We start from the raw sequence: 19,635 nt of genomic DNA, 5'->3' as shown, positions 1-19,635 counted from the left end.
CATGAAGAAAATAATCCTAATTGTAGTTTTAGTTCTGTCTGGTTGTGCAAGTAACTCTCAGAATCAAGAGCAACAAAATATTGAGCAGCTAACGGTTAGTAACAACTACTCAGGTTTGGTTGATATTTATAAGACTAAAGTTGTAGAAAATGAAAGTGATTGGGATTCCCAGTTGAAATTATCTGAAGCTTATTTAAACAACAGTGACGTAGAGTCTGCTGATTTTTATATTTCTCGAGTCTTAGAACTTTCTCCAAATCCTCCGGCACAAGCTCATCTTATTAAAGGCAAGATTAACGCAAAGAACTTTTTATTTGATGATGCAATTGAACAGTATTCGAAGGCGATTGGCTTAGGTCTTAATAGTGGTGAGCTTTATATGCACAGAGGTATAGCGTTAGCTCAAACTAAAAAGTATGAAACCGCTATAGATAGCTTTAACCTTGCACGTTTAAGAGGCTATGACGAAACAGCAGTGAAAAACAATATTGCTATGGTTCATATTTATGAGGGGGATTTTCAAGCTGCGGTTGATATCTTGCTCCCTGTCTATGAACAGGATACAAGTAACAATAAAGTTAGCTCTAACTTAAAATTGAGTCTCATGAAATTAGAGGGCCAAGAGCAAAATGATATTACTGAGACAACTGATTCTGGATTGATTGAACCTGAAATAGAAAATGTTGCTCAAATTGAAGAGGTTTCAGCAGTAACCGCCGAAGAGTTCTTTGAAGCTAAAGAGCCAATCAACCAGTTAAAAAACACTGGACGTAAGTATCATATCCAGTTAGGTGCATACGACAATATGGCAGAGGCACTGGAGAAAAGAACAGAACTAATTGACACTGAACTTCCGATAGCAATTCGCCCCGTAGATCTTGGTGACTCTGGGACTTGGTATCGTTTATTGGTAGGGGATTTTAATACTTATCGTCAAGCTAGAAACTTTGCTCGGGAGAATAATGCTGTTTTGGAGAACCATGACTATTTTATTCAGGTGATCAATTGATATGAATAGACTAAGAGTTTCCAAACAGAAGGGCATAGTTTCTGTTGAATTTGCACTAGGTGGTTTCGCTCTTTTTTTCGCCCTGTTTGTAGTGTTTGAAATTGGTCGTTTTTCTTACATTGTTAATTTAACTGATGCGACTTTATCAGAGAGCACACGAAAGGTTAGGATTTTTGAGGGTGAGAAGCTTGAAACTAAATATGAAGAGCGGCTGATAGAAGTCCTAGAGAGTGACAATTCGTTTTGGAACAACCTTGGGTTTGTCAGTTATAAAGATTTTTCGTATGACATCGAAACTTACCGAACCCTAGAGTTACTTTCTCAGAAATTACCAGCGGAAGGCTGTGAGCGTTGCCCACTCGTTATGTATCAACTTACTTACAATTATCGACCAGTAGTATTTGAGACTATTCTGCCTAGCTCAACAATCTCAAGGCGTATTCTAACCGTTCAAGAGCACGAGGGGTGGGAAGATGAAGAGTCCTAAAGGGCAAAACGGTGCTTTTACCGTTGAAGCAGTTTTTGGGATGACAATATTGATTACGATGATGTTTTTTATCGGAGATTTAGCGTATGTATTGTCTGGTAAAACGCAGTCTATGCAAGTTAGTTACGCTATAGGCACAGCGACTAAAGAACGACTGCGGTTTTTTGATTCTCGTCAGACGCTAACGCAACAAGACTTCGATTTGATGAATACTATAGCTGCAGACATGCTCGAAAGGCAGGCTCCTGAAAAACAAGACGGTTATGGTTTGACCATTGAAGCTTTGACAGATGCTGGATCTCAACGTTTTACCAAAGACTTCGACAATGGTGAAACATGTAGTCCTGCTCAAGAGATTGAAACACTTGAGCACCTGAGGCCTGTTCGTGAAGATGGTGTAGTTTTCCCTATTTATCAAGTCACAGTTTGTATCAAGATGGAAGGTTTCTCTCAATATTTCCCTGGTATGAGATATGTAAATAACTCGTCGGTTTTACCAGGCCGTTAATACAAGGAAGTTCAAAATGAAGAGTTTCAAGAAGCAAAAAGGGGTCGCAATAATAGTTGTTGCTCTGAGTATGGTAGCTATTGGTGGTATGGCTCAGTTGGCTGTCGAAGGTAGTAGAATAATTCAGGAGCGTAATCGTCTGGCTGATGCCGCAGAGGCTGCAACCCTCGCGGTTTCAATCGCCAATCGCTCTGATAAAACATTTTCTGACCAAATGGCACGTGACTATCTTGAAAAATATCTACCAAATGTAGATATCGAAAACGTAAATGTTATTCGTAAAGAGGGTCAAGAAGAGGTTGATGGAAATAAACTCTACTATGTTCAATACGAAGTTGAGGCCGACGCTAAGTTTGGTTCACAGTTAAGTTTTATAAATAGTGGTTCTGGGGACTCTGATTCGAGAGCGATTGGGAATGAAGCGATGGCCAAAACTTATATGCTACCTTCAGATCTTGATTTAGTTTATGTCGCTGATTTTTCTGGTTCAATGGACGAGGACTGGAGCAGAACTCAGACAAGATTGGAAGTTCTTAAAGAGCAAGTAAATATAATTTCGGATGATTTACTCTCAAGCGGTGCCGTCGAAGCTGGCTATGCACATAGGATTGGATTTGTGCCATATAACATGCGAACACAAGAGTTAGTTGATGGAGAGAGAAGGTGTGTAACTGAATTGGAGTATAAGTCCGCGACAGTTGATGGAGTTAGGGTTAATCATAGTGATATTGATTGGTATCAATGGGGATACAAACGTGTTGGCGATGTCTCTGAATGCAGTAAAAAAGCAAAGAACTGCCCTGATTTCTCAACTCAAGCTCATGCATCTGTTATATCAGATATCTTCGATCAGTCTAGGCGAGAGACTGGATACGGTAAAGATACTGCTAGGTGGCCGGATCCTCTTAGTTATATCGATATTGATAAGACCGTAAGGAATTGGAATATTTCGAAAACTGTCCAACATAATTTACATCCGAATTACTCAGATAGTGGAATGAGATTGTTTGGAGGAAGTATATGCGGCTCAAAAGCTAAGTTTGAAACTATCGGGCTTTCAAACCAGAAACCAATTATCGATGACATGGAGGCCTCTGGGGGTACTTCAGTTTATCAGGGCTTCATTAGAGGAGCACAAATTTTAGCTTCAGCTCGTCCTGACAAAGACAATCCTGACGATCTTGAAGAATATTTTGAACGCTCACAGATGTTACTAATCTTAAGTGATGGGCAAGAAGACCCGTATAGGAATACTTTTTCTAGGCTAGTAAATGCGGGTCTTTGTACAGAGATCAGAGAGCATTTTAAAGACCATGAGCGACCATTATACATAGGAGTTATTGGCATAAGTTTTGACGCTTCAGGACAGACTGGATTTAGAGATTGTGCCGATGAGATTATAGATGTGTCCAATAGTGAAGATCTGTTGGAGAAGATTCAAGAATTGATTCAAAAGGGTGCGGCCACCAGTGGTGTATCTCGCCTGTACGATAAAACACTTTAGGAAATCTTTATGAAGTTTATCGTTGGGGCATTTGCCCTTGCAATGGGAACCTCAGTAGCATTAGCTGCTGAGGGTGATGTTAATGCTAATATTGAACAGCTTTGCTCTAGTGAGCATATGCTGATTAAGCACTCTGTTAATATTGCCGGTGCTAACGCTGTTGTTGCAAACAGAGCTCAGTATTACCAGATTCAACCTGAATTGTCTGATGAACAAAAATCGCGATTAGCTACAAGTAACATTTCATTGGGAGATGACTGTATCGAATATCTTGCGAAAGCAGAGGTGCTTGAAGTTGATTCAGATGGTGTGGTTGCTCGTGTCTATTTCAACTTTGATAAAAGTGAACTCACTGAGACTTCTAAGTTGACACTAACGACTCTAGCTGAGCGTTTGCAATCCCTACAACAGGTGCCTGATTTAGATGTTGTCGGGCATACAGACAACTTAGGCTCTGAGAAATACAACCAAGGTCTGGGGGAAAATAGAGCACTTACCAGTCAAGTATTTCTTGTTGATTCTGGTGTAGAAAAAGAAGTACTTTCTACACATTCAAAGGGTTTGTCTGAGCCGATTCGAGATAACGCAACTTCAGAAGGTCGAGCGATTAACAGACGTGTGGAGATTAAGCTTTCAGATCCTTCCTAGCACCTTCGTCTAAGTGGCAGACTCAAGTCTTGGTCTGCCACTTTGTATAAATATATTTTTTATGATCACTAAATTACTTAGCATTGTTGCATTAGTTGGCATTTCTCTATTTAGCTTTAATCTAGTTCTATTACCAGACCAAGGTATTATTTTATATGATTCCAAGCGTATATTTCTTTGTTTCTTAATTGTATTATCGTGTCTGTTTATTGTTGTGTCAGAAAACTTTAGGGAAAAGCTTGCACTTAGATTCCTTTCATCAAATTTTAATATTAAACTATTCACTATTGTATTTTTTTTACTAGCATTTCTTAGTGATATATCGGGGGATTATTTTACTCAAAGTATCACAAACTACTTTTATTATTTTGGATTGTTCTTACTCATTCTTATTTTTTCAATTGGGAGACCGGCAAAACTCCACTTTAGGTTCTTGTCGATAATTTCTACTTTATGTTTCCTTTCTGTATTTGTTGGATACTCAGTAGCTAACTTTTTGGGTGATGGTGCAGGAATATTTCATATTCTTAGCTACGCCAACCCAAGGTTTATGAATCAGGTCCAGATCTGGTTAATGATTCCTTTGTTGTACATTGCCTTAATTTCGAGAAGTAAACTCGCCTTTATTTTTCCTATCTTGAATTGTGCTGCAATAGTTGCTTTGGATGCTCGAGGCTTAGCTGTCGCGTCTTTTGGAGGTATTTTGCTTTGGTGCTTAATTGATAGACGAAGAGCCCCAGAGATCCTGAAAACTGCTTTAATTTGCTTTTCTACAGGGGCAGTAATTTCTTATATATTCTTAACACCCCTCCCAAGCCTATTGCTTCACGGGGAACAATCTCGCTCGCTTCTAGATATGCGCGGTACCACTGAAGATAGATTGAGTCTTTGGAAATATGCTATTGATATGTCGAGTTTTTGGGGGCTTGGAAGTGATGGCTTCGTTTGTAATTCCGTTCGAGAAGTAAGACCACATAATTCCATCCTAAAGATAATATTGAATTGGGGAGTAGTACCTGCATTTTGCTATATTTGTTTGTGTCTAATTTTGCTAAAGCAAGTTTTTCAAGAAAAAAATTATAGATATCGGATTATCGGTTTGTCGTTGCTTTCAGGGCTAGCTCATAGTTTGATATCAGGTGTATTGGATTCACCTTTAAGCCTATTGCTGGCTTGTTTATTTACCGGATGGTTCTGCAGCAGAGCAAAATACGACTCTATTGCTCCATTGAATAAATGGTATCATGGATTTTTAATCGTTATGTGTAGCCTCTCTATCTATTCTGTGACTTTAAAAGTCTATGAAAGGGTAAGTAATGACTTCTATAGGTGGAATGTTGAAGAGGTTGTCAGGCCTCAGTTTTGGGCAGGTAATAATTGTCCGGCAAGAAATTTGGATTTTAATTCAGTAGAAGTGAACAGATAGACGTAAGTCATTGTTTCTACATAGAGTGACCAGATGCCATTTTTTGCAAAGTAAGTTTCAAATTGTTGATTTACTTAACAAACTTGTCATGGAAATGTCAGAGAAAACTAGGTATAAATATACTCCTCAGACCATTCATAATAAAAATCGGTTTGTAGCCTAGTAGAATAGAGAAAAATAATATTCATGATGGAAATGTGACCTTGTTTTGGTTGTTTAATCATCGAACTGCTGGGTGGAGTATTTTATGTTCATTGGATGAACGCATTAAGTAGGTTTGAAATAAAATGATCGAAGCGATTGAAGCATTTATTTTAGCCGCCGAACACAACTCTTTTAGTATCGCAGCAAAGAAACTGGGTAAAAGCCAATCGGCGGTTAGTCAGTTGATACATAATTTAGAAATTGATTTAGGGTACGACCTGTTCACTCGAAATGGTCGCTTCATTTCCCTTAATGATAACGGCGAAGCTCTTTTAAAGCAGGCGCGCATGGTGAAGGCGCAGCATGCTAGATTTATGCAGCAAGCAGAGCAGCTAAAACATAATCAAAAACAACAAGTTAGAATCGGTATAGACCCGCTTCTTTCTCCGAGAAATATCACCCGTCTTGTGCAAGATTTTGAGGCTACCTTTCCTTCAGTTGAGGTATACCTTATCTATCGTGACAGTAAGACCTTAAACGACCTTCTAAGCGCCCATGATCTCGATATCGTAATTGGTGGCTGTGATGATTTTCTTCCAGCTTCTGAGTTCCATACCGAGAGCATAGGGGTAGCAGAGAATGTTTGGGTGGCGACAGAAGAAAACGCTAAGCGAATCAACAAGGCGCAAGAGCTGTTTGAGTTGTCTACTTATCGTTATCTAATACCGCCGCAGTTCAATTCTGATCTGCTCAAATCGATTACTGATTTTGCTTCAGTATGGTGGGTAGATGACGTGGTCACTCTGTTTCAGATGTGTCACTCGAATTCAAACATTGCCTGTATCCCGAGAAACGCTTTGGACTCCCTTTCTCAGTATGACTCGTTACGAGTGCTGAATTCCCGTTTTCTTCCAAAGGTGAGTAAAGGTTTGGTGCTGAGTTGGCAGTTGGATGCGCGAACTAGGCCGTTTTGTCAGTGGATTAGTCAAGCATTAGAGATAGCCAGTAAGCAGGATTATCGTGCTACAGTGAGTATCGCAAGCTAAAATAATAAAACCCAGCCTAGGCTGGGTTGTTAGGGTCTGTTGACCTTTTGAGTTTGTTTTTGTAGCGAATTGTTGGGTATTTATACAAGGCAGACGCTTTTGGGTGTAGTGGTTCTACATGAAAAGTGTCTAACGCGGTAGAAATGCCCAACAAACGCTACCCGAAGGGCTCGGCCAGAAACGATTTACTCTTTGTTGAGCCCCTTTTGCTTAGATGACTAGGCTACAAGGTTCTCGCCGCGATTAAATCGTTTCTGACTCGAGCAAAATTCAACCGCAAAAGGTCAACAGACCCTAGTATTTACAGTGCAGATAGGTACGCTTTTAGGGATTTTAGACGCACAGTTGCAGCACCTATGATATCCATGAAGCCAAGGATTGGAGCTGGTTTCTCTGCTGAAATCCAAGCTGATCCTGTTGCGCCGATTGGGATGGTCATCCCTTTTGGCTCTTTAAACTCGATGACTACGGTACGGCCATGGGAGCCGGCGTTTTGCGCTACGTGCTGGGTCACGTTTTGAGTCCCTTGTCTTGGGGAAACCGTCGCTTCACCGGTCCCTGAGGTGATGCTGTGAACCTTGCCTCTAAACACGTGTCCTGGATGAGAGTTTACATAGAACTCTGCAAACTGGCCTTTCTTAATATAGGTAAAGGCTTGGTCGCTGATGCGCATCTCCAAGAACTTCTTCTTGGTTTCATAGATGTGCATGTTCCCCATGCGTGAACCGTTACTGATGTTGACCACACCGATTACACCGTCAAATGGCGCAACGATTTGGTTAAGTGAACTCTGCCATTGGTTTTCTTTGATTTGAGCGGTAATCGAGGCCTTCTCAGCCTGCTTAGCTTGGATGTCGGCAAAGCCTTGTTGGATCTTCGACTCAAGGTCATCACGCTCCATGTCACTGCCATACTCACCAAGCTTCTTTAGACGAGCTAGGTTTTGTTGGTCATTCTGGATACGCTCTTCAATTGCTTTGATCTGATGATCAAGGGCGTTGATGTTTGCCTCTAGGCTTTTGATCTGCTCATCGGTATCTGTGCTCACCAAGGTATAGATAAGCTCACCTTTTTTGACCTCTTGGTTGTGCTTAACAAAGATCTGGTCAATCTTTTGGCCTACTAGTGGGCTCAGTACTGCTTGTGGGGCTTTTACCGTCGAACTATCAGTCAGGTCTACCGGTGCCCAAAAGCGTGAAGCGGTAAATAGCGATGTGGCTAGGAAGGCACCGAAACCAACACAGATTACTGCATTTCGCATAGTCCACTTTATGATGCCTAGCTTTACAAGAATCCAAATGATCAGGATATAGGGCAGCATTATCTCTTTCATTATGCTTGCTCCTCTTTGCGTTTCGACACACCGTTGCTGATGATCTTACTCATGTTTTTGCCGATGATGTCCCAGCGAGTGAAGGCGATAACAATAGCTAAAACCCACCAAGTCTTGTTGATAAATAGGCCACACAGAGAAAGTGCGAACACTAGCGTTGTGTGAGCGCTATTTTTGTGCTGACTCTCGTGGACCGCAATCTCGTGTAGGTCCCAGAAAAGCTTACCCACATAGATGAAGATACCTAGGGTGATCACAAAGATCAGTCCCATGAACAGCTCGGAGTTGATCAGCTTGATGATGGTTGGGTAGCCGTTAACGAACTCTTCCGCCGGCATCTGTTTACCGTGGATATTAGATAGCAGAGAGAAAAATTTTGCGGTCGCTGCGATTGAGGCCAAAAACAGCGCAATCTTGATCAGTTTGAAAACAAATCGCCATACCTTCCCCAGTATTGATTTTGCTTTCGAAGTCTTTTCGGTAACAACGTTCCCTGTTGCCGTCACTTGCTGCTTAGACATATGTGTCACCGTAGGTTTTTAGAAACAGGCTCAGTGTAAGAAAGGGCGTTGCTGAATAGAAATTGCCTTTTTGCATCTTAGGTATAACTAGTGTGCATATCAGGATAAATAGCTGTGACTAGCTATTTATATCAATAACCTAAGGTAAAGCTTCGACAAAATGCTGATGATGCATATCAGAAATGCCTATTTTTGATTGGATGTGGTTCACATAAGTAACTAAAACTAGCCTTTTTGCGCGTTCTGAATGCTATGAATCGTCTCAATAGGCTCACATTCGCCCTGATAGTTTTTCTGGGGGCTGCTCCCTTTTCCGGTTGGCAGGCTCGAGCTGAAAAGAACAAAGACCCTAACCGCACTCTATTTTCAATCTTGGGTGGTCCGGGCTATATGCCAGAAACCGGCCTGATGCTGGCAGTAGGTGGTCTGCTATCGTTTAAAACCGAGGATGACCTAGAGCTTCAGCGCTCATCCGTTACCTTAGTTGGGGTAGCGAATGAGCTTGATGATGGAATAGGTTTTGGCGTTCGCTCAAAGCAAAAAATCTTCTTTAACAATGATGATGTTCGTTATTTTGGTCACCTAGATGCCGGGCATCAAAGCCTTTATTACTGGGGCGTGGGTTATGATGCAGGCAAGGCTCAGGAGTCAAGTGATGAGCTTTTGGTCGATATCGAGTATGTGAAATATAACGCTGACCTGACCTTTAGGGTGTATGAGCAACTCTATGTCGGCCCTATCCTGAGACTAAAATACTTCTCTCCATCGGATGACCTGCCAGATTCAGCCATATGGGACCCGAACTTTAATCAATACAAAGATCTGCCACTGGGTGTTGGCCTAGGAGCAGTCGTTCAGTGGGATAGCCGCGATGTGGCGGTAAATGCCAGAAAGGGACATTTCTTTAATCTAGAGTTCACTGGTTACTCACCGGAGTGGGGGAGTGATTCAAGATATCAAAAAGCCCTACTGGATTATCGCTACTACTATACCCCGAGGCTTGGCTCTACCTTTGCGTTTCTTAATCGCATCGAGCTTAGTGATGGTGATGTGCCTTACTACGATATGGCAATGTTAGGTGGCATGGACTTCATGCGTGGCACTTATATGGGGCACTTTCGCGATTTGAATGCCACTGAAAATACCTTTGAATACCGGCATACCTTTGCCGATGGAAGTGGTCTTAGCCGACATGGCGTTACCGCTTGGATAGGGGCGGGTTCTATCTCAGATGAGGCGAGCAGTCTGTATCAAGATTGGATAGTGACTTATGGAGTGGGCTATCGCTATGAATTGCAACCTAGGATGAATGTTCGCGCCGACCTTGGTTTTTCTAGCGAAGATGAGGTGGGCTTTTATCTCACCTTTACAGAGGCGTTTTGATCATGCGCCTGTGTTTCTTCCTGATCGTTTTATTCAGCCCTTTGGCGATTGCTGAATCTGCTCGCGTTGATTTTCCTAATCAGGTTGAGCAGGAGAGGCTAAACAAGAAATACGATCGTATGTTGCCGTTTCATGCTCAGCAAGCCATTGACCTTGGGTATCATCTGCCATTGCCGTTTTCACTCTCTTTGGTTCCTAGTGTGGCAAAGCAAGGCTACGACATACATTCTCTGGAAGTAGGATATGGAGACAACAATCTAGGGGACAAATATGATCTGTCACAGGTAACCTGGGGTGATCCTGAGATAGAGAGCGCGACCCTGCAATTAAGGGCGGCCGCTTGGGTGTTGCCAAATTTGCAGATGGGCGTGCATGGCGGACGATTTCGAGGTCGAACGGCCCTAAGTGTTGGTATACCTACTTCCATATTTGAGCGTTTCTCAGAACATTGTCAGAGCGATCCGCGACTGGGCGGAGAGCTGTGTGACAAGCTTGGAGAGGTGATTGAATTCCCTACTTTTGAGATAGACGATATCGAAGGCACCAACTGGGGGCTGTCAGCCAACCTTGTAGGACAGTTTGGCGGTTTTACCTATGTGTTGCCTATAAGCATGACACAGTCGAAGACCGATGATGGCAGAACTCAAGCAAAGACCACACTAATTAGTCCGAGAGTGGGGCAGTTATTTCCTGTTGAGGGATATGGCGCTATCTATGGCTATCTCGGCTTAGCTTATATGAATACGGAAGGTACGGTCGCTGAAGAGAACGCATTGGGTGTTGAAGGGCTTAGTTATTCATTGAAGCAGAGCAGTTCTTCGCAGTACGCCGCAGTAGTGGGAATGAACTGGAATTTCGCCAAGTCTTTCGGAACTAGCCTAGAAGTGGTATCCGGACCGGAACGAAATCTGGTAAATATGGTAAATATGGTAATCACTTACTCCTACTAGGGTCTTTATTTGTTGGGAATATGACCCGATTCAAATCCTAGCGACATACTTCACTAATTGTGTGAAGAAACGCTTACTTATTAATCGTTTACATTAGTTGCGTATTCAAAGCCTGTGGTACTATGCCACTTCTGTGTGTTTTGTGCTGTCGGGCTATGCTAGAAGTAAATGGATTAACTGCAATTCGCGATGAAAGAGTTTTGTTCCAAGACCTGTCTTTCTCTGTACAGTCTGGTGACCTTATCCAGATTGAAGGACGAAACGGTACCGGGAAGACAACACTATTGCGCATCATTGCAGGATTGGGTGACAAGGAATCAGGCTCTATCACCTGGAAACAAGAATCAATTTTTAGCGACCGCGACGCATATCATCAAGATCTGTTGTTCTTAGGGCATCAGACGGGTGTTAAGCGCGACCTCAACGCGTTTGAAAACCTCTCCTTTTATCTTCAAATGACCAATCAAAGCTTCGCTGAGGACGAGATCTGGCAGGCTCTTACCAAGGTTGGCTTGGCAGGCCGTGAGGATGTCCCAGTTGCTCAGCTCTCTGCCGGACAACAGCGTCGCGTGGCCTTAGCAAGGCTGTGGCTAAGTAAGCACCCGTTGTGGATTTTGGATGAGCCTCTAACTGCTATCGACAAGCAAGGGGTTAAGGTACTTGAGCAGCTGTTTCTGCAGCATACCGAAAACGGCGGCTCTGTGCTGCTTACTACCCACCAAGATATGTTTACCAGCAGTGATAAGCTGAAGAAGATAAGGCTGGGGTATTGAGATGCTGAATAATATGCTGGCCATTATTCGAAGAGAGTTGCTTATCGCATTTCGCCGCCGCGCAGATGTATTCAACCCGCTGTGGTTTTTTATCATTGTCATCACGCTATTCCCGCTAGGTATTGGTCCTGAGCCAAATCTGTTGATGCGCATTGCACCGGGTATTGTGTGGGTAGCTGCTCTGCTTGCGGCCATGCTCTCGCTGGAGCGCCTATTTCGTGATGATTTCCAAGATGGCGCCCTCGAGCAATTAATGCTGATGCCAATTCCGTTGCCTTTGGTGGTGATCTCTAAGGTCATCGCCCACTGGCTGTTGACGGGGCTACCTCTGATTCTGATTAGCCCGCTGTTGGCAATCTTGCTTAGCCTAAATTTTGATACCTGGCTTGCGGTAGTGGTAACGCTTCTACTGGGTACACCAACCTTGAGTTTTCTTGGGGCTATCGGCGTTGCATTAACCGTTGGCTTGCAAAAAGGTGGGGTTCTGTTGAGTCTCTTGATCCTACCTCTTTATATTCCGGTACTAATATTTGCCACCTCTGCGATCGATGCAGCGAGCTTGGGTGTCAATTACAACGGACAAATCGCAATTTTAGCCGCTATGTTAGTGGGCTCCTTAACACTTACGCCGTTCGCGACTAGTTCAGCGCTACGGGTATCGGTAAATTAACACTATTCGAGTTTAGAGAAGAAACTGTATGTGGAAGTGGTTACACCCTTATTCCAATCCTAAAACAACCTACAACCTTTGTGGCACGTTGCTCCCTTGGTTCACCACATTGGCGGTTGTTTGTCTGACCGTGGGTACCGTTTGGGGACTTGCGTTTGCGCCTTCTGATTATCAACAAGGTGATAGCTTCAGGATTATCTATATACATGTGCCATCGGCTATCTGGTCAATGGGCGCTTATATGTCTATGGCGATCGCTGCGTTTGTCGGTCTAGTCTGGCAGCACAGACTATCAAGCATTGCCGCTTCTGCAATGGCACCTATTGGCGCTGTATTTACCTTTATTGCTCTGGTCACCGGTGCTATCTGGGGTAAACCTATGTGGGGTACTTGGTGGGTGTGGGACGCGCGTCTGACATCGGAGCTGGTACTGCTATTCTTATATCTAGGGGTTATCGCCCTTTATCATGCGTTCGATGATCAGAAAACCGCAGCTAAAGCTGCCGGCATTCTGGCTGTAGTAGGCGTTATCAACCTACCGATCATTCACTTCTCAGTGGAGTGGTGGAATACATTGCACCAGGGTGCAACCATCACCAAGTTTGAAAAGCCTTCTATTTCTAATGATATGTTGTGGCCTTTGCTACTGAATATCTTTGGTTTCGCCTTCTTCTTTGGTTCAGTTACCTTAACCCGCTTCCGCACTGCCATCTTGCAAAAAGAGGGGCACAGACCTTGGGTTCAGCAACTGGCCAGTGACACATTTAAACGAGGATGAGTATGCACTTTGACTCCTTTTCCGATTTTTTAGCCATGGGTGGCTACGCAGACTATGTATGGGCTGCGTTCGGCATCACCTTTGGTTCTTTAGCCCTGCTGTTTGTTCTCAGCAGACGTAGCAGCAACGCGGTACTCAAAGAAGTACAAAATAAGATGGATCGTCAGGCGCGAATCGAGGCGGCCAAAGATGTGGAGAATACCTTATGAACCCGAGACGTAAAAAAAGGTTAGGTTTGGTGTTGGCGCTGGTCGTTGGCCTAGGCGCAACCGTTGGTTTGATGCTATATGCACTTAGTCAAAATATGGACCTTTTTTATACCCCGACAGAAATAGTGAACGGCAAGGCAAATGGTGAAAAACCTGAAGTCGGCCAACGTCTGCGTATCGGTGGTATGGTGGTTGAGGGTTCGGTATCTCGCGACAACCAATCTTTGAAGGTTTCTTTTGACGTTGCGGATGTGGGTCCTGCGGTCACTGTAGTTTACGAAGGTATCCTTCCTGACCTGTTCCGTGAAGGACAGGGTATTGTAGCGCAAGGCGTTTTGACTGATGCGACCACGGTTGAAGCATTCGAGGTGCTAGCAAAGCACGATGAAGAATATATGCCTCCTGAGATTGCTGAGGCAATGAAAGTGGTACACGAACCGCTTCAATACACAGATGAACAGAAACAAGGAAGCGCTCAATGATTGCTGAGTTAGGGCATTTTGCCATGATCGCCTCTCTGGCGATGGCCGTGCTTCTTAGCGTGTTGCCATTGTGGGGGGCGAACAACAACAACGGCCTTCTGATGAACACCTCCAGACCTCTGTCTTGGGGTATGTTCATCCTTTTGGCTATCTCTTTTTATATTCTGTGCTACTCATTCTATGTGAATGATTTCACCCTGACCTATGTTGCGAACAACTCCAACACGGCACTGCCTTGGTATTATCGCATTACAGCGGTTTGGGGTGCGCACGAGGGCTCGTTGCTGCTTTGGGTGTTGATTCAAGCTGCATGGACGGTAGCGGTAGCAACCTTTAGCCGCGGCATGCCACAAGAATCGGTTGCACGAGTGCTTGCGGTAATGGGCATGATCACAGTGGGCTTCCTACTGTTTATCATCATGACCTCAAACCCGTTTGAGCGTACTCTGCCATTCTTCCCTGTTGACGGTCGTGACCTTAACCCACTTCTGCAAGACCCGGGTCTTATCATCCACCCGCCTATGCTGTACATGGGTTATGTGGGTTTCTCAGTTGCCTTTGCGTTTGCTATCGCATCTTTGATGACAGGTCGTTTGGATACAGCATGGGCTCGTTGGTCTCGTCCTTGGACGATTGCTGCATGGGCCTTTCTGACTCTCGGTATCGCACTGGGTTCTTGGTGGGCGTATTACGAGCTTGGCTGGGGCGGCTGGTGGTTCTGGGATCCAGTAGAAAACGCGTCCTTTATGCCATGGCTCGCGGGTACTGCATTGATGCACTCGCTAGCAGTAACGGAAAAACGTGGTACGTTCAAAGCTTGGACTGTACTGCTTGCTATCTCGGCATTCTCACTCAGCTTATTGGGTACCTTCCTTGTACGTTCAGGTATTTTGGTATCGGTGCACGCATTCGCCTCTGACCCATCACGCGGTATGTTTATCCTAGCTTTCTTGGTGTTTGTTATTGGTGGTTCGCTACTGCTGTTTGCTTTGAAAGGGCAGTCGGTGCGCGTGCGCGGCAACTTTAGCTTGGTGTCTCGTGAGAACGCCTTGCTTGCTAACAACATTCTATTGATGGCAGCTCTGGTGGTTGTGCTGGTTGGTACACTGCTTCCGCTAGTGCACAAGCAGATTGGTCTGGGCTCGGTCTCTATCGGTGCTCCGTTCTTTAATACCTTGTTTACTTGGCTGATGGTGCCGTTCGCCTTCCTACTAGGTATCGGTCCTCTGCTTCGCTGGAAGCGAGACAAGCTTGGTAACTTCATGAAGCCGCTTATCCTCAGTGGTATCGCTTCTGTAGGCTTTGCTCTACTGATGGTCTACTTGCTAAGCGATCATTTCACAGGTCTTGCTTTCCTTGGTTGGTTGATGGCTATCTGGATCATTACGCTGCATAAGTACGAGGTGTATCAGCGTGCTACCCACAGACACAGTTTCTTCAAGGGTTTAGGTAAGATCCAGAAGAGTCACTGGGCGATGATGTTTGCTCATATGGGTCTAGCAATTACCGTTATCGGTATCGCTATGGTGCAGAACTACAGCATCGAGCGTGACGTTCGTTTGGCGCCGGGTGATAACTTCGAGATCCAAGGCTATAACTTCTACTTTGATCAAGTGCGTGATAACGATGGCCCTAACTATGATGGCTATATCGCAGACTTCGACATCACCAAAGATGGCCGTAAGATCAACACTCTACACGCAGAGAAGCGCTTCTATACTACGCAACGCTCGATGATGACCGAGGCGGCTATCGACGCAGGCGTGACTCGTGACCTGTATATCGCACTGGGTGAGAAGCTTGATGACAATGTGTCTTGGGCAGTTCGTATCTACTACAAGCCATTTGTTCGCTGGATCTGGGCGGGTAGCTTACTAATGGCTATCGGTGGCGCTATTGCGATCAGTGACCGCCGCTATCGTTTCCGCGGTAAAGCACAAGCGAAGGAGGCGTAATGAACAAGAAAGTATTATTTGTCCCTCTAGTCTTATTCATGATTCTGGCCATAGTGTTTGCCACTCAGTTGGTGCGCAACGCTGGTGGTGATGACCCAACTAAGCTGGAGTCGGTATTGATTGGTAAAGAGGTGCCTGAGTTCACCTTGCAGGATCTTGAAAATAAGACATTGCAACACGACCAAGCCATCTTTAAAGGCCAGCCTCTGCTTCTAAACGTTTGGGCCACTTGGTGTCCAACCTGCTATGCAGAGCATCAGTATCTGAACGAGCTTGCGGCTAATGGCGTGAAGATCGTTGGGCTTAACTACAAGGATGACCGCACCAAGGCAATTAAGTGGCTGAAAGAGCTAGGTAATCCTTATGTGACCAGCCTGTATGACGGTAGCGGTATGCTGGGTCTAGACCTTGGCGTATATGGCGCACCTGAGACTTTCCTTATCGATGCTAATGGCGTGATTCGCTATCGTCACGTGGGTGACGTGAATGCGAAGAATTGGCAGGAGAAACTGGGCCCTATGTATCAAGAGATGCTAGCGGAGGCGAAATCATGAAAAAGTGGTTAATCGCCCTAGCCATGTTCTTCAGTTTCACCGCTTATGCTGTGATTGAGGTGCATGAGTTTGATAGCCCCGAGCAAGAGCGTCAGTTCCATGAGCTCAACCAGACACTACGCTGCCCTAAGTGTCAGAACAACACCATAGGTGACTCCAATGCCGAGCTTGCATTGGACCTTCGCCAAAAGGTGTATGAGATGACCAAAGCGGGTAAGTCGAAGCAAGAAATCGTCGATTACATGGTAGCGCGCTACGGCAACTTTGTTACCTATAAACCGCCGTTTACTGCTGCGACTGCGATTCTGTGGTTCGGTCCTCTTCTTGTAGTACTTGGTGGTTTTGCCATCATGATCACTCGAACCAAACGTAATCAAACCACGCGTAAAGAGAGCCTCAGCTCCGACGACAACGAGCGCCTAGATGCTTTGCTGAATGATAAAGACGGAGACAGCAAATAATGACGATATTTTGGATTGTAACCTTAGTTATTGTTTTGCTGTCTGCTCTGCTTATCGTTATCCCTTTGACTCGTCATAAGGTAGCAAACGATGCAGAAAGACGTGATGAACTGAACAAGGCTATTTACCGTGAGCGCGTTGCGGAGCTTGAAGTGGAAGATGATGAGGGTATCGTGGTAAACCGCGATGAGCTTATCACTGACCTTAAGCAGTCTCTTTTGGATGATATCCCTGAAAATCAGCAATTGGCGGCGAAAGAGCTTAACTCGCCTATTTTGGTTGCTGTTGTATCTGCGGTTCTTTTATTTGGTGTAAGCTATGGTTTCTATGCCAAGTTTGGTGCCATCGATGAAGTGAAAAACTGGCAAGAGGTGAGCGCAAGTCTGCCTGAGCTGAGTAAGAAGCTGATGAATCCGAGCAGTGAAGGTATGACAGAGCAGGAGATGAAAGATCTGACTCTGGCATTGCGCACCAGCCTGCATCGCAATGGTGACGATGCGACCGGTTGGCTGCTGTTGGGGCGTATTGGCCTAGCTAACCGTGATGTTGAGACCGCAATCGGCGCTATGGAGCGCGCGCGCAAGCTTGAACCAAAAGACCCTGACATCCAGCTTGGTCTAGCGCAAGCACTAACTATGTCCGCTGATCCGGTTGACCAAACCCAAGCAGACCGTCTTCTGAAAGATCTTCTACACCGTGATTATGTGGATGTGCGCGTGCTATCACTTCTTGCTTTCACTGCCTTTGAGAAGCAAGACTATAAGAGCGCCATTCGCTATTGGCGCGGTATGCAGCAGATGATAGGCCCAGAGGACAGCCGTTACGAGATGCTAGAACGCAGTATTGCCAGTGCTCAGCGTGCTATGGGTGATACCTCAGCTGCGCTACCAGGCGCGGTTCGTATTGAGGTTTCTCTAAATGATCAGGTTGAGATGCCGGAGCAGGGCGTATTGATTGTCTCTGTGCACCGCTCAGATGGCTCTCCTATGCCGGTGGCAGCAGCTCGATTTGGACTTGGCTCTTTCCCACGTACTATTATGATGGATGACGGTAATAGCATGATGGAAGGTCAGAAACTGTCTGATTTAGATGAATTTATTGTTCGCGCTCGTATCGATACCGATGGTAACGTAGGTACTCGAGATGGTGATTGGTACGGCGAAAGCGCCATCACGGCGCAAGGCGGTCAAGCAACACTGGAGATCAACCAGCGTTACTAGGCTCTAAGGGGCTCCTTTCGAGCCCCAATTAAACTTCAGGAGACGGATTTCCTGTTATGAGAATATTGTGGCTATTGATTGCCTCACTCTTGGTGGGGTGCTCTTCAACCCCAGATGAGGATGTTGAATCCCATCCCAATGACCCTTTCGAAGGGTTTAACCGCACCATGTGGGATTTCAACTATGAAGTCCTAGACCCTTATTTGGTTCGTCCTGTTTCCCTTGGCTACGTAAACTACACGCCCGGCTTTATGCGAACCGGCATTAGTAATTTCCTCTCTCATCTTGATGAGCCCTCTAGCGCCTTAAACAATCTGCTAATGGGTAACGGTCAGCTTGCCTTTAACCACTTTAACCGTTTCTGGATAAACACTACCTTTGGTGTTCTGGGGCTCTATGACGCTGCCTCTGAGGGAGGTATTGCCAAGATGGAAAGCCGAGCCTTTAGTGACGTGGTTGGTCACTACGGTGTTGGCAGTGGGTGGTACTTTATGTTCCCGGGTTATGGCCCTTGGACAGTGCGTGAGGTAGGGGATTTTGCTGATGATCTTTATCCACCACTCTCATTCCTCAATATCTGGGCCAGCTTTGGAAAGTGGGTGTTTGAGGGCATGGAGAGCCGAGCGGCTTTAGTGCCTCAAGAAGAGATTTTAGAAAACTCTCCAGACTCCTACTCGCTCACGCGTGATGCGTATCTGCAGCGCCGTGACTACAAGGCTATGGTGACGGACAACGAAGCCGTAGATGAGGAGGAAGAGGACTTCCTCGATGATTATCTGGAAGACGAGTTCTAGAGTAGCTCGTTAAAACGGTAGCCTAATGTCCAAGAGAATTGCCTAATGTCGTACTGCTCTTGGACATCAAATCGCAGGTCTGAATAGATACCGTTGCGCATCTGTAGCCTCACACCACCACCGTAGTTGAAACTGGTCTCTTCATGCTTAAAGGTATGTACGCCTTGTACCGTGTGAAAATCTTGTCTGTTCTTCATATAGGCAGCGCCTAGCAATGCGTAGGGCTTGATCGCCAAATATTCGAACACAAAGGTATAACCAAAGTCCAAAGAGCTTTTAAAGGTTCTACCCTCTACATCTACTCCAAGTCCTTCAAACATATCATGTGCTTCGTTGTACTCGTATGAGAAATTAAAGCCAACTAGCTTATTAAAGTCATAGCCATATTCGTACTTTAAACCCTCTCCCCATGACTGCTCTGTATCACCTACTTGGATCTCACTGTTTGAGTATCCGGCACCGAATCTGTGGCCTCGAAATTCTTCGGCTTGAGTCGGCAGTGAGAATAGAAGTAATAGCGCTGATGGGATAAGTATCGAACTGGATTTTGGCACGGTATTTAGGGGCATAGTTTCACGAGCGGCGATTATACATAATTGGGTTGATGAGTCATCAAGCTAATAGATTGATTTGTTTGATTGTTTATATTTCAAACAGCAAAGCAACCGGTTGCGTCATAATTGGACCACTTTGGTTCAAATTTGTTGGTTTCAATATGTAATTACTGACACCTTCGCTTACGTAAAGTGTTGTTTTGTATATGAATAAATATCCTTGTCA

The 19,635-nt window shown here is 44.9% G+C and carries 22 protein-coding genes; 19 read left to right on the top strand and 3 right to left on the bottom strand.

All coding sequences use genetic code 11. The features are described 5' to 3' along the window. Nucleotide 1: 1 nt before the first annotated feature. From Pcarn_RS08970 to Pcarn_RS08940, 7 genes are all read left to right on the top strand, one after another. Nucleotides 2-1,009 (top strand): SPOR domain-containing protein, encoded by a 1,008-nt coding sequence (locus Pcarn_RS08970; protein WP_261833531.1) that lies wholly within the window; start codon nucleotides 2-4, stop codon nucleotides 1,007-1,009. A gap of 1 nt (nucleotide 1,010) precedes the next feature. Next, nucleotides 1,011-1,496 carry a TadE/TadG family type IV pilus assembly protein gene (locus Pcarn_RS08965; RefSeq protein WP_261833530.1) on the top strand — a complete coding sequence of 162 codons (486 nt, stop codon included), beginning with the start codon at nucleotides 1,011-1,013 and terminating at the stop codon, nucleotides 1,494-1,496. Then, nucleotides 1,483-2,004: a tight adherence pilus pseudopilin TadF gene (gene tadF, locus Pcarn_RS08960; protein ID WP_261833529.1), complete on the top strand. Its 522-nt coding sequence runs from the start codon at nucleotides 1,483-1,485 to the stop codon at nucleotides 2,002-2,004. The genes Pcarn_RS08965 and tadF overlap by 14 nt, the downstream gene beginning before the upstream one ends. 16 nt (nucleotides 2,005-2,020) lie before the next feature. Then, complete coding sequence (locus Pcarn_RS08955; RefSeq protein ID WP_261833528.1) at nucleotides 2,021-3,508, top strand: pilus assembly protein TadG-related protein; 1,488 nt, start codon at nucleotides 2,021-2,023, stop codon at nucleotides 3,506-3,508. 9 nt (nucleotides 3,509-3,517) lie between these two features. Beyond that, entirely contained in the window at nucleotides 3,518-4,156 is a 639-nt protein-coding gene (locus tag Pcarn_RS08950; RefSeq protein WP_261833527.1) for an OmpA family protein, read from the top strand. Nucleotides 4,157-4,217: 61 nt separating this feature from the next. Further along, nucleotides 4,218-5,582, top strand: a complete 1,365-nt coding sequence (locus tag Pcarn_RS08945; RefSeq protein ID WP_261833526.1) for an O-antigen ligase family protein — start codon at nucleotides 4,218-4,220, stop codon at nucleotides 5,580-5,582. Between the two features lie 287 nt (nucleotides 5,583-5,869). Beyond that, nucleotides 5,870-6,772 carry a LysR family transcriptional regulator gene (locus tag Pcarn_RS08940; RefSeq protein ID WP_261833525.1) on the top strand — a complete coding sequence of 301 codons (903 nt, stop codon included), beginning with the start codon at nucleotides 5,870-5,872 and terminating at the stop codon, nucleotides 6,770-6,772. Nucleotides 6,773-7,073: 301 nt separating this feature from the next. On the opposite strand, the gene Pcarn_RS08935 is transcribed toward Pcarn_RS08940, so the two are convergent. Together Pcarn_RS08935 and Pcarn_RS08930 are read right to left on the bottom strand one after the other, a co-directional pair. Next, nucleotides 7,074-8,105 (bottom strand): HlyD family secretion protein, encoded by a 1,032-nt coding sequence (locus Pcarn_RS08935; RefSeq protein WP_261833524.1) that lies wholly within the window; start codon nucleotides 8,103-8,105, stop codon nucleotides 7,074-7,076. Then, on the bottom strand, nucleotides 8,105-8,626 hold the full coding sequence (locus Pcarn_RS08930) for a magnesium transporter (protein WP_261833523.1): 522 nt from the start codon (nucleotides 8,624-8,626) through the stop codon (nucleotides 8,105-8,107). Before Pcarn_RS08930 ends, Pcarn_RS08935 begins: the two co-directional genes overlap by 1 nt. 252 nt (nucleotides 8,627-8,878) lie before the next feature. On the opposite strand from Pcarn_RS08930, the gene Pcarn_RS08925 reads away from it, so the two are divergent. The 12 genes from Pcarn_RS08925 (at nucleotide 8,879) to Pcarn_RS08870 (ending at nucleotide 18,855) form a co-directional block, all read left to right on the top strand. Next, nucleotides 8,879-10,009, top strand: a complete 1,131-nt coding sequence (locus Pcarn_RS08925) for a BamA/TamA family outer membrane protein (protein ID WP_261833522.1) — start codon at nucleotides 8,879-8,881, stop codon at nucleotides 10,007-10,009. A gap of 2 nt (nucleotides 10,010-10,011) precedes the next feature. Continuing rightward, nucleotides 10,012-10,959, top strand: a complete 948-nt coding sequence (locus Pcarn_RS08920) for a hypothetical protein (protein ID WP_261833521.1) — start codon at nucleotides 10,012-10,014, stop codon at nucleotides 10,957-10,959. 155 nt (nucleotides 10,960-11,114) lie between these two features. Further along, the gene (gene ccmA / locus Pcarn_RS08915) at nucleotides 11,115-11,732 is read left to right on the top strand and encodes a cytochrome c biogenesis heme-transporting ATPase CcmA (RefSeq protein WP_261833520.1); all 618 of its coding nucleotides are present in this window, start codon (nucleotides 11,115-11,117) and stop codon (nucleotides 11,730-11,732) included. Nucleotide 11,733: 1 nt separating this feature from the next. Beyond that, on the top strand, nucleotides 11,734-12,402 hold the full coding sequence (gene ccmB / locus Pcarn_RS08910) for a heme exporter protein CcmB (protein WP_261833519.1): 669 nt from the start codon (nucleotides 11,734-11,736) through the stop codon (nucleotides 12,400-12,402). A 28-nt stretch (nucleotides 12,403-12,430) separates the two neighbouring features. Then, nucleotides 12,431-13,180 (top strand): heme ABC transporter permease, encoded by a 750-nt coding sequence (locus Pcarn_RS08905; protein ID WP_261833518.1) that lies wholly within the window; start codon nucleotides 12,431-12,433, stop codon nucleotides 13,178-13,180. Nucleotides 13,181-13,182: 2 nt separating this feature from the next. Then, the gene (gene ccmD / locus Pcarn_RS08900; protein WP_261833517.1) at nucleotides 13,183-13,389 is read left to right on the top strand and encodes a heme exporter protein CcmD; all 207 of its coding nucleotides are present in this window, start codon (nucleotides 13,183-13,185) and stop codon (nucleotides 13,387-13,389) included. Beyond that, nucleotides 13,386-13,871 carry a cytochrome c maturation protein CcmE gene (gene ccmE, locus Pcarn_RS08895; protein WP_261833516.1) on the top strand — a complete coding sequence of 162 codons (486 nt, stop codon included), beginning with the start codon at nucleotides 13,386-13,388 and terminating at the stop codon, nucleotides 13,869-13,871. The genes ccmD and ccmE overlap by 4 nt, the downstream gene beginning before the upstream one ends. Further along, nucleotides 13,868-15,826 (top strand): heme lyase CcmF/NrfE family subunit, encoded by a 1,959-nt coding sequence (locus Pcarn_RS08890; RefSeq protein WP_261833515.1) that lies wholly within the window; start codon nucleotides 13,868-13,870, stop codon nucleotides 15,824-15,826. Before ccmE ends, Pcarn_RS08890 begins: the two co-directional genes overlap by 4 nt. Next, nucleotides 15,826-16,380 (top strand): DsbE family thiol:disulfide interchange protein, encoded by a 555-nt coding sequence (locus tag Pcarn_RS08885; RefSeq protein WP_261833514.1) that lies wholly within the window; start codon nucleotides 15,826-15,828, stop codon nucleotides 16,378-16,380. The genes Pcarn_RS08890 and Pcarn_RS08885 overlap by 1 nt, the downstream gene beginning before the upstream one ends. Then, on the top strand, nucleotides 16,377-16,841 hold the full coding sequence (locus tag Pcarn_RS08880) for a cytochrome c-type biogenesis protein (protein ID WP_261833513.1): 465 nt from the start codon (nucleotides 16,377-16,379) through the stop codon (nucleotides 16,839-16,841). Before Pcarn_RS08885 ends, Pcarn_RS08880 begins: the two co-directional genes overlap by 4 nt. Next, nucleotides 16,841-18,061, top strand: a complete 1,221-nt coding sequence (ccmI, locus tag Pcarn_RS08875) for a c-type cytochrome biogenesis protein CcmI (RefSeq protein WP_261833512.1) — start codon at nucleotides 16,841-16,843, stop codon at nucleotides 18,059-18,061. Before Pcarn_RS08880 ends, ccmI begins: the two co-directional genes overlap by 1 nt. Nucleotides 18,062-18,117: 56 nt before the next feature. Next, entirely contained in the window at nucleotides 18,118-18,855 is a 738-nt protein-coding gene (locus tag Pcarn_RS08870) for an MlaA family lipoprotein (RefSeq protein WP_261833511.1), read from the top strand. Here Pcarn_RS08870 and Pcarn_RS08865 read toward each other — a convergent pair. Next, complete coding sequence (locus tag Pcarn_RS08865) at nucleotides 18,852-19,424, bottom strand: porin family protein (protein ID WP_261833510.1); 573 nt, start codon at nucleotides 19,422-19,424, stop codon at nucleotides 18,852-18,854. The two genes, Pcarn_RS08870 and Pcarn_RS08865, sit on opposite strands and share 4 nt — an antisense overlap. Nucleotides 19,425-19,635 lie beyond the last annotated feature (211 nt).

It is taken from the genome of Vibrio ishigakensis (assembly GCF_024347675.1).
Classification (GTDB): Bacteria; Pseudomonadota; Gammaproteobacteria; order Enterobacterales; family Vibrionaceae; genus Vibrio; species Vibrio ishigakensis.
This window is presented reverse-complemented; position numbering and strand designations above follow the sequence as displayed.